Source organism: Isoptericola sp. Y541, from assembly GCF_059445465.1.
In genome coordinates, this window is sequence record NZ_JCAIUJ010000003.1 from 70,388 (window position 1) to 85,628 (window position 15,241).

The following is a 15,241-nucleotide window of genomic DNA, read 5'->3' on the forward strand; positions in this document are numbered from 1 at the left end:
CGAAGCCGGTCGCGCCGTCGGACCGGGGATCAGCGGGCGTCGAGCACCATGCACGTGAGCCGGGCCGTGCAGACCCGGCGGCCCTCGTCGTCGGCGATCACGATCTCGTAGGCGGCCGTCGAGCGCCCGAGGTGCAGCGCGCGCGCCTCGCCGTGCACCGTGCCCGAACGCACACCCCGATGGTGGGTGGCGTTGAGCTCCAGTCCCACCGCCGCGCGCCCGGGGCCGGCGTGCTGCTGCGCCGCGACGGACGCGAGGGTCTCCGCCAGCGACGCCGTCGCGCCGCCGTGGAGCAGCCCGGCGGGCTGGATGTTGCCCGCCACAGGCATGGTCCCGGTCGTCAGGTCGGCCCCGACGCTCGTGAGGACGATGCCCAATCGCTCGATGAGCGTGCCACGGCTCGCGGACACCCACTGCTCCAGCGTGCGGGGGAACTCCGGCTGGGAGGCGTCGGTCGGGGTGTCGGTCATGGGCGATAGGTTGGCACCCGTGACGACCTCTGCGCGAACCGGGACCGCGAGCACCGGCGTGAGCCCGCACGGGACCCGCCCACGCCTCCTCCTGATCGACGGCCATTCCATGGCGTACCGCGCGTTCTTCGCGCTGCCGGACACCCTGGTGACGTCGAGCGGACAGGTAACGAACGCCGTCTACGGCTTCACCTCGATGCTGACCAACCTGCTGCGCGACGAGCAGCCCACGCACGCCGCCGTCGCGTTCGACGCGGGCCGCGTCACGTTCCGCACGGAGAGGTTCCCCGAGTACAAGGGCAACCGTGACGCGACGCCGGAGGTGTTCCGGGGGCAGGTGCCGCTCATCAAGGAGGTCCTCGAGGCGCTCCGGATCCCGGCCCTGGAGCGCGACGGCATCGAGGCCGACGACATCCTGGCCACCCTGGCCCGAGAGGGCGCCGAGGCGGGTCTGGACGTGCTGGTGTGCTCCGGCGACCGCGACGCGCTCCAGCTCGTCACGGAGCGGGTGACCGTGCTCTACCCGAAGCGCGGCGTCTCCGATCTCGCGCGCATGACGCCCGAGGCTGTCGCGGAGAAGTACGGCGTACCCCCGGAGCAGTACCCCGACCTGGCGGCGCTGGTCGGGGAGACGAGCGACAACCTGCCCGGTGTGGCCGGCGTCGGGCCCAAGACGGCGGCGAAGTGGGTCACCACGTACGGGGGCCTCGAGCCGCTGCTCGACCACGTGGACGAGCTCAAGGGCAAGGCCGCCGAGAACCTGCGCGCCGCCGTCGAGCAGGTGCGGCTCAACCGCGAGCTCAACGCCCTGCTGGACCACCTCGAGCTGCCACTCGCGGTGGACGAGCTGAAGCTCAGCGGGTTCGACCTCGAGGCCGTGCACCGCGTCTCCGACACGCTGCAGTTCGGCACCCTGCGTGACCGACTGCTCGCGGCGGACCCCGCGGCCGAGCCGGCCGAGCCCGCCGCGGTCGCCAGTGTCCAGGTCGCGCTCGCGGCGCTCGAGGCGGGCGGCCTCGGCGCGTGGCTCGCGGCGCGGGCGGGCCACGCCCTTGGCCTCGAGGTCACGGGGACGGCGACCCCGGGAGCCGGCGACGCCTGGGAGGTCGCGATCGCCGACGGCGCCACGGACGAGGGCGCGGCGGCGGTCGTCGACCTTTCCGACGCGGCGCCCGAGGACGAGCGCGCCCTGGCGGCCTGGCTCGCGGACCCGGCGGCGCCCAAGGTGGTGCACGGGGCCAAGACGTCCTGGCACGAGCTCGCCGGGCGAGGGCTGGACCTGTCGGGCGTGACCTTCGACACCGAGCTCGCCGCCTACCTGTGCTACCCCGACCAGCGGGGCTACGACCTGGCGGACCTGTCGGTGCGGCTCCTGGGCCGTGAGCTGACAACGGGTGAGCCTGCCGGTGCGGGCGGGCAGGGTGCCCTCGACCTCGCGCTCGACGGCGTGGACACCGACGACCCGCGCGCCCGGCAGGCGGCGGTCCGGGCCGCGGCCGTGGTCGATCTCGCCGAGGCGTTGTCGGGCCAGCTCGCCGACCGCGGGGCGGACGGGCTGCTCACCGACCTCGAGCTGCCGCTGACCGGCGTCCTGGGCCGGATGGAGGCCACGGGGATCGCCGCCGACGTCGAGTACCTCACCGAGCTCGAGCAGCAGTTCGCGGTCGCGGTGGCCGACGCCGCGGCCGAGGCGTACGACGTCATCGGCCGGCAGGTGAACCTTGGCAGCCCGAAGCAGCTCCAGGAGGTGCTCTTCGACCAGCTGGGGATGCCCAAGACGAAGAAGATCAAGACGGGCTACACCACCGACGCCGCCTCGCTGCAGGACCTCTACGTCAAGACGGAGCACCCCTTCCTCGAGCACCTGCTCGCGCACCGGGACGCCACGCGCCTCCGGTCGACCGTGGAGGGCCTGCTGAAGTCGGTCGCGCCCGACGGCCGGATCCACACGACGTTCCAGCAGACGATCGCGGCGACCGGGCGGCTGAGCTCGACCGACCCGAACCTGCAGAACATCCCGATCCGCACGGAGGAGGGTCGCCGCATCCGCCGGGCGTTCCGGGTCGGCGAGGGGTACGACACGCTGCTGACCGCCGACTACAGCCAGATCGAGATGCGCATCATGGCGCACCTGTCGGGCGACGAAGGGCTCATCGAGGCGTTCCGGTCGGGCGAGGACCTGCACCGTTACGTGGGCTCGCGGGTGTTCGAGGTGGCGCCCGAGGACGTCACCGCCGCGATGCGCTCGAAGATCAAGGCCATGAGCTACGGCCTCGCGTACGGGCTCAGCGCCTTCGGCCTCTCGCAGCAGCTGACCATCCCGACCGGCGAGGCCCAGTCGCTGATGGACGACTACTTCACGCGCTTCGGCGGCGTGCGCGACTACCTCACGGGGGTGGTCGAGGAGGCGCGCGCCACCGGGTACACGGCGACGATCCTCGGCCGTCGTCGCTACCTGCCCGACCTGACGAGCGACAACCGGCAGCGCCGGCAGATGGCGGAGCGCATGGCGCTCAACGCCCCGATCCAGGGCAGCGCGGCCGACATCATCAAGGTCGCGATGCTCGGAGTGCAGCGCGAGCTGGACGAGCGCGGGCTCGCGTCCCGCCTGCTGCTCCAGGTGCACGACGAGCTCGTGGTCGAGGTCGCGCCGGGGGAGCGGGAGGCCGCCGAGGACGTGCTGCGCACGCAGATGGGCTCTGCCGTGAGCCTTGATGTGCCGCTCGACGTCTCGGTCGGGGCCGGGCCGACCTGGCACGACGCGGGGCACTGACCGACCGTGGGCGCGCGCTGGCGGCGGTGCGCGGGCTCAGCCCTTGGTCGTCACGAAGACCGCCGTGCCGGGCAGGTAGGCGCCGCGGTCGGGCCCCCAGCCTCCCCAGGTCGCGGTGTTCCACGCGGGCCACTCCGGCTCGATGATGTCCCGGACCTGCAGCCCGGCGGCGACGACGTCCCGGACGTGGTCGCCCAACGTGCGGTGGTACTCGGCGTACGCGACGTCGCCGCGGTCGTCGATCTCGACGTAGGGCCGCCGGTCGAAGTACGAGCGGTGCGCGGTGAGGCCGCGGAGGCTGGGGTCGTCGGGGAAGGCCCAACGCAGCGGGTGGGTCACGGAGAACACCCAGCGCCCACCGGGCCGCAGCACGCGCGCCGCCTCCGCGTGCACCCGCACGGCGTCGGCCACGAACGGGATCGCCCCGAACGACGTGAAGACGGCGTCGACGCTCGCGGACGCGAAGGGCAGCGCCCGCGCGTCGGCCTGGACCAGCGGGACCGCGACACCGGTGCGCGAGTTCAGGCGCGCCGCCCCGGCGAGCATCTCCCCGGACACGTCGGTCGCCACCGCGTGGGCGCCGCGGGTGCGGAGCCACCGCGAGCAGTGCGCCGCCCCGGCTCCGACCTCGAGGACCTGGGCACCGTCGACGTCACCCAGGAGACCTGCCTCCGCCTCGGTCAGGCCCTCGGGCCCCCAGCGGAAGCCCGAGTCGCCGAGGAACCCGCCGTGCTCCTCGAGGTACTCGGCGGCGTTCGCGTCCCACCACCCGCGGGCGGCGGCGCTGCCGGCGGCGACCGGGACCTCGCGGTAGCCGGTGCGCTCGATCGGCCGGGGTGCGGGAGGATGGTGGCTCACCCGGTCATCGTGGCACGCCGGAGGGTCGCGTCGCCGGGCCGGGCCGAGGGGCGATCGACGGGTTCGCCCTGCGGCGGGAAGCCGCCGCGTTGACCCTTCGCATCCCCATCGATAGGATTGCCGGCGGTGCAGTGCGCCCGAGCACGTCCGGGGCGCGGAATCTCTCGCCTCGTCGTCTGCCCTGTCGCCCCGTACCAACTTCCTCTGTCCGCACTACGTCCTGTCCGCATCGGAGCATCCACTCAATGACCATCTCCACCACGAAGTCCGCCCCGCAGGTTGCCGTCAACGACATCGGCACCGAGGAGGACTTCCTTGCCGCCGTCGACGCCACCATCAAGTACTTCAACGATGGTGACATCGTCGAAGGCACGATCGTCAAGGTCGACCGCGACGAGGTTCTCCTCGACATCGGCTACAAGACCGAGGGCGTGATCCCCTCCCGCGAGCTGTCGATCAAGCACGACGTCGACCCCGGCGAGGTTGTCGCCGTCGGTGACGCCGTCGAGGCGCTCGTCCTCCAGAAGGAGGACAAGGAGGGTCGTCTGATCCTGTCCAAGAAGCGCGCACAGTACGAGCGCGCCTGGGGCACGATCGAGAAGATCAAGGAGGATGACGGCGTCGTTACCGGCACCGTCATCGAGGTCGTCAAGGGCGGCCTCATCCTCGACATCGGCCTGCGCGGCTTCCTCCCCGCCTCGCTCGTGGAGATGCGTCGCGTCCGCGACCTCGCGCCGTACGTCGGCAAGGAGATCGAGGCCAAGATCATCGAGCTCGACAAGAACCGCAACAACGTGGTCCTGTCGCGCCGCGCCTGGCTCGAGCAGACGCAGTCCGAGGTTCGCTCCACCTTCCTGCAGACCCTGCAGAAGGGCCAGGTGCGCCCCGGTGTCGTCTCGTCGATCGTCAACTTCGGTGCGTTCGTGGACCTGGGCGGCGTGGACGGCCTCGTGCACGTCTCCGAGCTGTCCTGGAAGCACATCGACCACCCGTCCGAGGTCGTCGAGGTCGGCCAGGAGGTCACCGTCGAGGTGCTCGACGTCGACTTCGACCGCGAGCGTGTCTCCCTGTCGCTGAAGGCGACGCAGGAGGACCCGTGGCAGACCTTCGCCCGTACGCACGCCATCGGACAGGTCGTGCCGGGCAAGGTCACGAAGCTCGTGCCGTTCGGTGCGTTCGTCCGCGTCGAGGACGGCATCGAGGGTCTCGTGCACATCTCCGAGCTGGCCGTGCGCCACGTCGAGCTGCCCGAGCAGGTCGTCAGCGTCGGTGCCGAGGTGTTCGTCAAGGTCATCGACATCGACCTCGAGCGTCGTCGGATCTCGCTGTCGCTCAAGCAGGCCAACGAGGGCATGGACGCGGAGTCCGAGGACTTCGACCCCGCGCTCTACGGCATGGCTGCCGAGTACGACGAGAACGGCGAGTACAAGTACCCGGAGGGCTTCGACCCGGAGACCAACGAGTGGCTCGAGGGCTTCGAGACCCAGCGCGAGGCCTGGGAGGCGGAGTACGCCAAGGCGCACACCCGCTGGGACTCGCACCGCGAGCAGGTCCGTGCGGCCATCGCGGCGGACGCTGACGCGGCCGTGAACGACGCGGTCCCCGGCGGCAGCAGCAGCAGCTCCGGCTCCTCCTCGTCGTCGTCCTCGTCGTCGTCCTCCTCGTCGTCTTCGTCGTCGTCCTCGTCCTCCTACTCGTCGGCTCCGCCGGCGGAGGAGGCCGCGGGCACGCTCGCCTCGGACGAGGCGCTCGCCGCGCTTCGCGAGAAGCTCACCGGCAACTGATCCGGCCGGGTCGCCCCGCGACCCACCGGTGCCCACGACGGCCCGTCACCCCGAGGGGTGACGGGCCGTCGTCGTCCCGTGCCGCTCTCGTCGCCGCTCTCGTCGCCGCTCTCGTCGCCGCTCTCGACCACCGCTCTCGCGACCACCGCCCTCGCGACCGGCGGGAGAACGGGCGCCCGGGCCCTGTGCCTACGCCCGGGGCCCAGGGGTGCCGTCGGCGAACTGGGTCGCGTAGAGCTCGGCGTACAGGCCGCCGGCGGCGAGCAGCTCGGGGTGCGTGCCGTGCTCGACGACGCGCCCGTCCTGCAGCACGACGATGGCGTCGGCGGCCCGGACGGTGGAGAGCCGGTGGGCGATCACCAGCGAGGTGCGGCCCGCCAGCGCCTGGTCGAGCGCCGCCTGCACCGCGGCCTCCGACTCCGAGTCGAGGTGCGCGGTCGCCTCGTCGAGCACGACGACGTCCGGGGCCTTGAGGAGGAGCCGGGCGATCGCGAGGCGCTGCCGCTCGCCGCCGGAGAGCCGGTAGCCCCGGTCGCCGACGACGGTGTCGAAGCCCTCGGGCAGCCGCGACACCAGGTCCCAGATCCGTGCCTGCCGCAGGGCCCGCTCGAGGTCGTCGTCGGAGGCGTCGGGGCGGGCGAACCGCAGGTTGGCGGCCACTGTGTCGTGGAAGAGGTGCGCCTCCTGGGAGACGACGCCGACGGTGGCGCGCAGGGACGCCGCGGTGACGTCGCGGATGTCGAGGCCCGCGACGCGGACGACCCCCGACGTCGGGTCGTACATGCGCGAGACGAGCTGCGAGATGGTCGTCTTGCCGGCTCCGGACGGCCCGACGAGCGCGACCATCGTGCCTGCCGGGACGGTGAACGTGACGTCACGCAGCGTGTCGCCGCTCGGGTCGGACCGCAGGGTGGCGACGGACTCGAGCGAGGCCAGCGACACCTCGTCGGCGCGCGGGTACCGGAAGGAGACGTGCGCCAGCTCGACCGAGGCCCCGCGGGCGGCCACGGCGGCGCGCAGGTCGGCGGCGTCGGGCTTCTCGTCGAGCATCGGGACGAGGTCGAGCACCTCGAGCACCCGCTCGAAGCTGACCAGCGCGGTCATGACGTCCACCTGGACGTTCGACATCGCGGAGAGGGGGCCGTACAGCCGCCCGAGGTACGCCGTGAGCGCCACGAGGGTCCCGACCGTGAGCTCGCCGGCGATCGCCTGCAGTCCGCCGACGCCGTAGACGAGGGCGATGGCGACGGACGCCAAGGTCGTCAGCCCCACGCGGAACCAGGTGCCCAGCAGGGCGGTGCTCACGCCGAGGTCCCGGAGCCGGCCCACCTGCGCCGCGTACCGTTCGCTCTCGCGTTCGGGGTCGCCGAAGATCTTGACGAGGTGCGCACCCGCGACGTTGAACCGTTCGTTCATCATCTGCCCGGCGTCGGCGTTGAGGTCGTAGCCCGTGCGCGCGAGCGCGGACAGGCGGCGGCCGAACCAGCGCGCGGGCAGGACGAAGACCGGCACCAGCACGAGCGAGAGCAGGGTGAGCTGCCACGACATCGCGAACATCGCCGCGAGGGTGAACACGATCGTCAGCCCGTTGGACACGACGGTCTGCAGCGTGGACGTGAACGCCTGCTGGGCGCCGAGGACGTCGCCGTTGAGGCGCTGCACGAGCGCCCCGGTGCGCGCCCGGGCGAAGAACGCGAGCGGCATGCGCTGGACGTGATCGAAGACTGCCGTCCGCAGGTCGAGGATCAGCCCTTCGCCGACGCGCGCGGAGAGCCATCGCTCGGCCACCGCCAGGAGGGCGGTGAGGAGGGCGATGCCCGCCGCGCCTGCGGCGAGGAGCACGACCAGGCCGCGGTCGCCGCCCGTGATGCCGTCGTCGATGAGCCGCCGGAAGAGGAGCGGCGTGACCGCGCCCGCCGCGGCGCTGACGACGAGCAGCGCGACGAACACGGCGAGCTGCCCCCGGTAGGGGCGGGCGAACCCGAGGATCCGGCGGAGCGTGGTGCCGGCGAGGCGGTGGTCGGTCACGGACGAGTCGTTGAGGAACGTACGCATCCCGCGCCCACCGGGCATGCCGCCTCCTTGTCCGGCCCCGGGTCATCGGCCCGGGGCGTGCTCATGGCGGGAAGCCTACGCCGGGGGCAAGATGGTCCCCATGCTCCGCATCGGCCTCACGGGCGGCATCGCCGCAGGCAAGTCCGTCGTCGCGCACCACCTCGCCGAGCTGGGTGCGGTGGTCGTCGACCACGACATCCTGGCCCGGGAGGTGGTGGCCCCCGGCACAATCGGGCTGGAGGAGGTCGTCGCGGCCTTCGGCGAGGGCGTACTCGCCGAGGACGGATCCCTCGACCGTCCCGCGCTCGGCAGGCTCGTCTTCGACGACGACGCCGCGAGGGCCCGGCTCGAGGGGATCTTGCACCCCGAGATCCGAAGGATCGCCGCGGAGCGGGAAGCGCTCGCCGGGGCGTCGGACGACCGCGCCGTCGTGGTGCACGACATCCCGCTCCTGGTCGAGACGGGGCAGGCGGACCATTTCCATCTGCTCGTCGTGGTGCACGCCCCGGCAGACCAACGCGTGGCCCGGCTGGTGGCGGGCCGGGGGATGGACGAGCCGGCGGCGCGGGCACGGGTGGCCGCGCAGGCCACCGACGAGGAGCGGGCGGCCGTCGCCGACGTGACGCTCGACGGCTCCGGGACCGAGGACGGGCTCAGGGCGCAGGTGGACCAGCTGTGGCAGCGGCTCGTGCGGGAGGTCGACGAGGAGTCCGAGGCCGAGACCTCCCGGACCTGAGCGTCGGTCCGGTGTCATTCGGTCGGGTGTCAGAGGGGCGCCGTACGGTGGTGACATGCGACCTGTGACCGACCTGCAGCGTGCGGTGGCGCCCTTCGAGGTGGTCTCCGAGTTCGTGCCCTCGGGCGACCAGCCGACCGCCATCGCCGACCTGACCTCGCGTGTGCAGGCGGGCGAGAAGGACGTCGTCCTGCTCGGCGCCACCGGTACCGGCAAGAGCGCGACCACGGCGTGGCTCATCGAGAAGGTGCAACGGCCGACGCTCGTGATGGCGCCGAATAAGACGCTCGCCGCGCAGCTCGCCACGGAGTTCCGCGAGCTGCTGCCGAACAACGCCGTCGAGTACTTCGTCTCGTACTACGACTACTACCAGCCCGAGGCGTACATCGCGCAGACGGACACCTACATCGAGAAGGACTCGTCGATCAACGACGAGGTGGAGCGCCTGCGGCACTCCGCGACGTCGTCCCTGCTGACCCGACGCGACGTGATCGTGGTCGCCTCGGTGTCCTGCATCTACGGCCTCGGCACGCCGCAGGAGTACGTGGACCGGATGGTGCGCCTCGACGTCGGCGACGTCGTGGACCGAGACGACATGCTCCGGCGCTTCGTGCAGATGCAGTACCAGCGCAACGACATGGCGTTCACCCGCGGCACTTTCCGCGTGCGCGGTGACACGGTGGAGATCATCCCCGTGTACGAGGAGCTCGCCGTGCGCATCGAGATGTTCGGCGACGAGATCGAGTCGATCCAGACGCTGCACCCGCTCACCGGCGAGGTGCTCCGCTCGGAGCAGAGCGTCTATCTCTTCCCCGCCACCCACTACGTGGCAGGGCCGGAGCGGATGGAACGGGCGATCACGGGGATCGAGGCCGAGCTCGCGGACCGGCTCGCCGAGCTGGAGCAGCAGAACAAGCTGCTCGAGGCGCAGCGGCTGCGCATGCGCACCACCTACGACATCGAGATGATGCGTCAGATCGGCACCTGCAGCGGCATCGAGAACTATTCGCGGCACATCGACGGGCGCGAGCAGGGAACGCCGCCGAACACGCTGCTCGACTACTTCCCGGAGGACTTCCTGCTCGTCATCGACGAGTCGCACCAGACCGTGCCGCAGATCGGCGCCATGTTCGAGGGCGACATGTCCCGCAAGCGGTCGCTCGTCGAGCACGGGTTCCGCCTGCCGAGCGCGATGGACAACCGCCCGCTGCGGTGGGAGGAGTTCGTCGAGCGGATCGGGCAGACGGTCTACCTGTCCGCCACGCCGGGCGACTACGAGCTGTCCGTGTCGGACGGCGTCGTCGAGCAGGTGATCCGCCCGACGGGCCTCGTGGACCCGCAGGTCGTGGTCAAGCCCACCACGGGGCAGATCGACGACCTGCTGCACGAGATCCGGGAACGGGTCGACCGCGACGAGCGGGTGCTGGTCACCACGCTCACGAAGAAGATGGCCGAGGACCTCACCGACTACTTCCTCGAGAAGGACGTGCGGGTGCGATACCTGCACTCCGAGGTCGACACGCTTCGCCGCGTCGAGCTGCTGCGCGAGCTGCGGTTGGGGGAGTATGACGTCCTGGTGGGCATCAACCTGCTGCGCGAGGGACTCGACCTGCCCGAGGTGTCGCTCGTGGCGATCCTCGACGCGGACAAGGAGGGTTTCCTGCGCTCGGCGCGGTCGCTGATCCAGACCATCGGGCGCGCGGCGCGCAACGTCACGGGCCAGGTGCATATGTACGCCGACAGGATGACGCCCGCGATGCAGTTCGCGCTCGAGGAGACCGACCGGCGGCGCGCCAAGCAGGTCGCGTACAACGAGGAGCGGGGGATCGACCCGCAGCCGCTGCGCAAGAAGATCGCCGACGTCACCGACATGCTTGCCCGGGAGGACATCGACACCCAGGAGCTGCTCTCGGGCGGGTACCGCAAGACGCCCGCGTCGGGGCAGGGTCGCGGCCGCGCATCCGTGCTCGGTTCACCCAAGGAGGGGGCCACCACCGGGAACCGCCTCGCCGGCACGGCGGCGAGCGAGCTCGCCGAGCTGATCCAGGAGCTTAGCGACCAGATGCACGCCGCCGCGGCGGAGCTGCAGTTCGAGGTCGCGGCCCGCCTGCGCGACGAGATCGGCGGGCTGAAGAAGGAGCTGCGCCAGATGCAGGCCGCCACGGCCTGAGGGGCTCTCATCAGCGGTTCCGCACCCTGACGTGCGCGGGCTGCCGGGCCAAGGTCTCATGTAGGGTATGCGGGTTGGAGGGGAGTACCCCGCCCACGATGAGGTCGTCATCACGTCCGGCGCAGACGCCGGTCCGGCCTCGTTGGCCCGGACGTTCGGCATGCAGCCGCTCCGGGTGGGGAAGACCTCCGGTGCTCAGTGTTACGTACCGGAGGTTTGCCCGTGAATGTTCCCGTGTGGGTCTGGATCGTCACCATCGCCGTCATCCTGGTGATGCTCGCCGTCGACTATCTCGGCCACGTGCGGACGCCGCACGCCCCGACCCTGCGCGAGTCCGCGAGCTGGTCGCTGGCCTACGTCGCGATCGCCGTGGTCTTCGGGGTGGTCGTGTGGATCGTGTGGGGCAGCACGTACGGCGGGGAGTACTTCGCCGGCTACATCACCGAGAAGTCGCTCAGCGTCGACAACCTGTTCGTCTTCGTCCTGATCATGACGAGCTTCCGCGTCCCACGGGAGTACCAGCAGCGGGTGCTGCTCATCGGCATCACGATCGCGCTCGTGCTGCGCACGGTCTTCATCGTCGCCGGCGCCGCGATCATCGCGAACTTCGCGTGGGTGTTCTACGTCTTCGGTGCCTTCCTGATCTGGACCGCGATCGCCCAGGCGCGCTCGGGCACCGGCCATGACGAGGAGTGGAACGAGAACGGCCTGCTGCGCCTGACGCGCCGCCTGTTCCCCACGACCGACTCCTACGTCGGCGACAAGATGATCACGAAGATCGACGGCAAGCGGTTCATCACGCCGATGCTCATCGTGATGGTCGCGATCGGCAGCGCGGACCTGCTGTTCGCTGTCGACTCGATCCCCGCGATCTTCGGGCTCACCCAGGAGACGTACCTGGTCTTCGCGGCCAACGCGTTCTCGCTGCTGGGCCTGCGCCAGCTCTACTTCCTCGTGGACGGCCTGCTCGACCGGCTCGTCTACCTCAACTACGGGCTCGCGGCGATCCTCGGCTTCATCGGCGTCAAGCTGGTCATCCACGCGCTGCACACCAACGAGCTGCCGTTCCTCAACGGCGGGCAGCACGTCGAGGTGATCCCCGAGATCCCGACGACCTTGTCGCTGGGCTTTATCGTGGTCGTCCTCGCCGTCACCACGATCGCCTCGCTCGTCCGTGACCGCCGCGACCGCCGCGACCGCCAGGTCGGGGCAGCGTCCGCGGCGCAGCCACCCTCTGAAGGAGATGCATGATCCACGAGTTGCCGTTCTGGTTCGAGGGGGCGTCGCTTGCGGCGCTCATCCTGCTGCTGGCGGTGGACCTCGTGGTCGTCGGCCGGCGCCCGCACGTGCCCAGCATGAAGGAGAGCGGCATCTGGGTCGCCTTCTACGTGGGCCTGGCCTTGGTGTTCGGCCTGATCGTGCTCGCGGTCGGCGGCGCGGCGCCTGCCGGTGAGTTCTACGCCGGCTGGCTCACCGAGTACTCGCTGAGCGTGGACAACCTGTTCGTCTTCGTGATCATCATGTCGCGCTTCGCGGTGCCCAAGCAGCACCAGCAGATGGTGCTCATGGTGGGCATCATCATCGCGCTGGTGCTGCGCGGCGCCTTCATCCTGGCGGGCTCGGCCATCCTCGAGCACTTCGTGTGGGTGTTCTACCTGTTCGGCGCCTTCCTCATCTACACCGCCGTCAAGCTGGTGGCGGGCGGCGACGAGGACGACTTCAAGGAGAACGTCGCGATCCGGATGCTCCGGAGGGTGCTGCCCCTCAGCGAGCAGTACGACGGCGGCAAGGTGCGCACGGTGGTGGACGGCAAGCGTCTGTTCACGCCGATGCTCGTGGTGTTCGTCGCGATCGGATCGACCGACCTGCTGTTCGCGCTCGACTCGATCCCGGCCATCTTCGGCCTGACGAAGGACCCGTTCATCGTCTTCACCGCGAATATCTTCGCGCTCATGGGCCTGCGCCAGCTCTACTTCCTCCTCGGCGGCCTGCTGGAGCGGCTGGTCTACCTGCCGATCGCGCTCGCCGTGATCCTCGGCTTCATCGGCGTGAAGCTCATCCTCGAGGCGCTGCACACCAACACGCTCCCGTTCATCAACGGAGGCGAACACGTCGCGTGGGCGCCCGAGATCCCGATCTGGCTGTCGCTGGCCGTCATCCTCGGGTCGATCGCGATCGCGACGGTCGCGAGCCTGCTCAAAACGCGCTTCACGGCGGCGCTGGCGGCGGACTCGGTGTCGCCGTCGGACCGGGCCGAGCAGTCCGACGGCCAGTCCGACGGCCAGTCCGACGGCCAGGCCGCCGGCCAGTCCGACGGCCAGGCCGACGACCGGGCCGACGTTCAGGCCGACGACCGGGCCGGCTCCCCGACCGGGCCGGACCCGTCGGCCACCTGATCCGACCCACCCGGCGTCAGGCCGCGAAGCCGCCGATCACGGGGACGAACTCGCGCGCGGCGCGGTCGGCGACGAGGCCTTCGCGCCGCATCGGGTCGGGCTCGAGCAGCTCGAGCGCGGCCGTGGCGTCCTCGGCCTCGACGACGAGCAGGGCGCCGCGGGGCTCGCCGTCCGCGGTGGCCGGGAGCGGGCCGGACACATGCAGCTCACCGCGCTCGTGCAGGCCGCCGAGGAACTCGCGGTGCTCGGGACGAACCGCGTCGAGGCGGTCGGGGTCGGTGACGTAGACGTAGGTGACGGCGTAGGTCGGCATGGCGGTATTCAAGCACCGCGCGGCCCGTTCCATGGTGGCCAGCGGGTCGTCCATCGGGTCGATCAGTACAGCTTGATCGACCCGCCGTCGGCCATGATCGTCTGCCCCGTGACGTAGCGGGATCCATCTCCTGCGAGGAAAGCGACGACCGGGGCGATGTCGTCCTCGGGGGATCCGAGCCGGCCCAGCGGGATGCCGTCGACGACCTGCTGGTAGTCGGCGGGGTAGGCCTGGGACCACTGAACGATGCCGGGGGTCATGGCCACCGGCGACACGACGTTGACGCGGATCCCGTCGGCCGCCCACTCGTTGGCGGCGACGCGGCTCAGGGCGCGGATGGCCTCCTTCGCCGCGGCGTAGGCGCCCTGCGTGGGCAGGCCCTTGATGCCGGCCCCGGAGCCGAAGTTCACGATCGCCCCAGAGGTCTTCGCGAGCTCTGGGTGCGCCGCCTGCATCAAGCGCAGGGTCGCGAGGGCACCGGTACCGAAGGACAGGTCCCACATCTCCTGGGTGGTCTCCAGCAGGGGCGCCTGCCTCGACGCGTGCGCGTTGTTCACCAGCACGTCGAGCCTGCCGAAACGCTCCACCGTGGCTGCGACGATCTCGGCGGGCGCATCGGGCTGCGCGATGTCCGCGCGGACGTAGGCGGCCTCGCCGTCCCCCTCGCCGTCGCGCTCGCCGTCCCGCTCGCCGTCGCGCTCGCCGTCCAGCCGGGAGACGAGGTCGGCGACGAGCTGCTCGCCATCGGCCTGCGGGAGCAGGTCGACGATCATGACCCGTGCGCCGTCGGCGAGGAAGCGCGAGACGATGCCGCGGCCGATGCCGCCGGCGCCGCCGGTGACGATCGCGACCTTGCCGTGCAGCTCTGCGTGATCGGTCATGGGTGGTGGTCCTTTCATCGGGAGGATCCGTCGGGATCCGTGGAGCGGCCGGGGCGCGTCGCGCTGAGACGGATCCGCCGGTCGATGCCGTCGAGGTAGGCGGCGAGGGTGAGGTCGTGCACGCGCCGGGCCACGGGGGCCGCGAGCCCCCGCGCGTGCAGGGCGGCGTACGGCGCCGGATCGTCGGCAGCGAAGTTCCCTGGGAAATGGTTAGCCACGAGGTGGTTCGCCACGTGGTGGTCCGCCACGAGGTGGTCCGCCGTGAGCGGGTCCGCCGCGACGTCCTGGCGCGGGGGCTCGGCCAGCTCCTCGGAGGCGTCGACGACGCGGGGCGGGTGGGGGTGCCCGAGCCCGGTGAGCGCCGCGACGCCGACGGGGATGCCGGCGGCACCGAGCAGGGCGTCGAAGGCGTCGTCCTCGGCGAGGCCGGCGGTGCGGAGCCGGCCGAGGACGTCTGCGAGCGTGGACCGGGGCGTGAGGTTCAGCACACGGTCGGGCGCGAAAGCGAGGGGCAGCATCCAGGGGTGCGCCTCGAACGCGCGCCGCCCGGACTCCGCGACGGCGGCGAGCCCGTCGCGCCAGCCGGCGCCCGGCGCCGGGGCGGTCCGCGTCTCCTCGGCCGCGAGGGCCGCCATCGCCGCGAGCAGGCCTTTTCTTCCGTCGACGTGCCGGTAGAGCGCCATCGCGGAGACGCCGAGGTCGGCTCCGACCCGGCGCGTCGAGACGGCCTCGAGGCCGCCCGCGTCGGCGACGGCGAGGGCCGCCTGAGCGATGCGGCGACGGGTGAGGGGCGCAGCCATGTTTA

General features: G+C 71.4%; 12 protein-coding genes. 6 read left to right on the forward strand and 6 right to left on the reverse strand.

Annotation, left to right across the window (positions count from 1 at the left end; genetic code table 11):
- Positions 1–29: 29 nt before the first annotated feature.
- Positions 30–470, reverse strand: a complete 441-nt coding sequence (locus AC1C2V_RS08710; protein WP_495389199.1) for a hotdog fold thioesterase — start codon at positions 468–470, stop codon at positions 30–32.
- Here AC1C2V_RS08710 and polA point away from each other — a divergent pair.
- Positions 469–3,243, forward strand: coding sequence for a DNA polymerase I (gene polA, locus AC1C2V_RS08715; protein ID WP_495389200.1), 2,775 nt, complete (start codon positions 469–471; stop codon positions 3,241–3,243). The genes AC1C2V_RS08710 and polA overlap by 2 nt on opposite strands.
- A gap of 36 nt (positions 3,244–3,279) precedes the next feature.
- Here polA and AC1C2V_RS08720 read toward each other — a convergent pair whose 3' ends face one another.
- Positions 3,280–4,101 carry a class I SAM-dependent methyltransferase gene (locus AC1C2V_RS08720; protein ID WP_495389201.1) on the reverse strand — a complete coding sequence of 274 codons (822 nt, stop codon included), beginning with the start codon at positions 4,099–4,101 and terminating at the stop codon, positions 3,280–3,282.
- Between the two features lie 245 nt (positions 4,102–4,346).
- Between AC1C2V_RS08720 and rpsA the strand changes: the two genes are divergently transcribed.
- Positions 4,347–5,885, forward strand: coding sequence for a 30S ribosomal protein S1 (gene rpsA / locus AC1C2V_RS08725; protein ID WP_495389202.1), 1,539 nt, complete (start codon positions 4,347–4,349; stop codon positions 5,883–5,885).
- Positions 5,886–6,074: 189 nt separating this feature from the next.
- On the opposite strand, the gene AC1C2V_RS08730 is transcribed toward rpsA, so the two are convergent.
- Positions 6,075–7,958, reverse strand: coding sequence for an ABC transporter ATP-binding protein (locus AC1C2V_RS08730; protein ID WP_495389203.1), 1,884 nt, complete (start codon positions 7,956–7,958; stop codon positions 6,075–6,077).
- 82 nt (positions 7,959–8,040) lie between these two features.
- Here AC1C2V_RS08730 and coaE point away from each other — a divergent pair, with 82 nt between their 5' ends.
- The 4 genes from coaE (at position 8,041) to AC1C2V_RS08750 (ending at position 13,242) form a co-directional block, all read left to right on the forward strand.
- On the forward strand, positions 8,041–8,676 hold the full coding sequence (gene coaE, locus AC1C2V_RS08735) for a dephospho-CoA kinase (RefSeq protein ID WP_495389204.1): 636 nt from the start codon (positions 8,041–8,043) through the stop codon (positions 8,674–8,676).
- 55 nt (positions 8,677–8,731) lie between these two features.
- Positions 8,732–10,846 (forward strand): excinuclease ABC subunit UvrB, encoded by a 2,115-nt coding sequence (uvrB, locus tag AC1C2V_RS08740; protein WP_495389205.1) that lies wholly within the window; start codon positions 8,732–8,734, stop codon positions 10,844–10,846.
- A gap of 222 nt (positions 10,847–11,068) precedes the next feature.
- Positions 11,069–12,097: a TerC family protein gene (locus tag AC1C2V_RS08745; RefSeq protein ID WP_495389206.1), complete on the forward strand. Its 1,029-nt coding sequence runs from the start codon at positions 11,069–11,071 to the stop codon at positions 12,095–12,097.
- On the forward strand, positions 12,094–13,242 hold the full coding sequence (locus AC1C2V_RS08750; protein WP_495389207.1) for a TerC family protein: 1,149 nt from the start codon (positions 12,094–12,096) through the stop codon (positions 13,240–13,242). Before AC1C2V_RS08745 ends, AC1C2V_RS08750 begins: the two co-directional genes overlap by 4 nt.
- A 16-nt stretch (positions 13,243–13,258) precedes the next feature.
- Here the strand turns inward: AC1C2V_RS08750 and AC1C2V_RS08755 are convergent, their stop codons facing one another.
- From AC1C2V_RS08755 to AC1C2V_RS08765, 3 genes are all read right to left on the reverse strand, one after another.
- On the reverse strand, positions 13,259–13,555 hold the full coding sequence (locus AC1C2V_RS08755) for a YciI family protein (protein ID WP_495389208.1): 297 nt from the start codon (positions 13,553–13,555) through the stop codon (positions 13,259–13,261).
- A gap of 62 nt (positions 13,556–13,617) precedes the next feature.
- Positions 13,618–14,436: an SDR family NAD(P)-dependent oxidoreductase gene (locus AC1C2V_RS08760; RefSeq protein ID WP_495389209.1), complete on the reverse strand. Its 819-nt coding sequence runs from the start codon at positions 14,434–14,436 to the stop codon at positions 13,618–13,620.
- Positions 14,437–14,450: 14 nt separating this feature from the next.
- On the reverse strand, positions 14,451–15,236 hold the full coding sequence (locus AC1C2V_RS08765; protein ID WP_495389210.1) for a TetR family transcriptional regulator: 786 nt from the start codon (positions 15,234–15,236) through the stop codon (positions 14,451–14,453).
- Between the last annotated feature and the right edge of the window lie 5 nt (positions 15,237–15,241).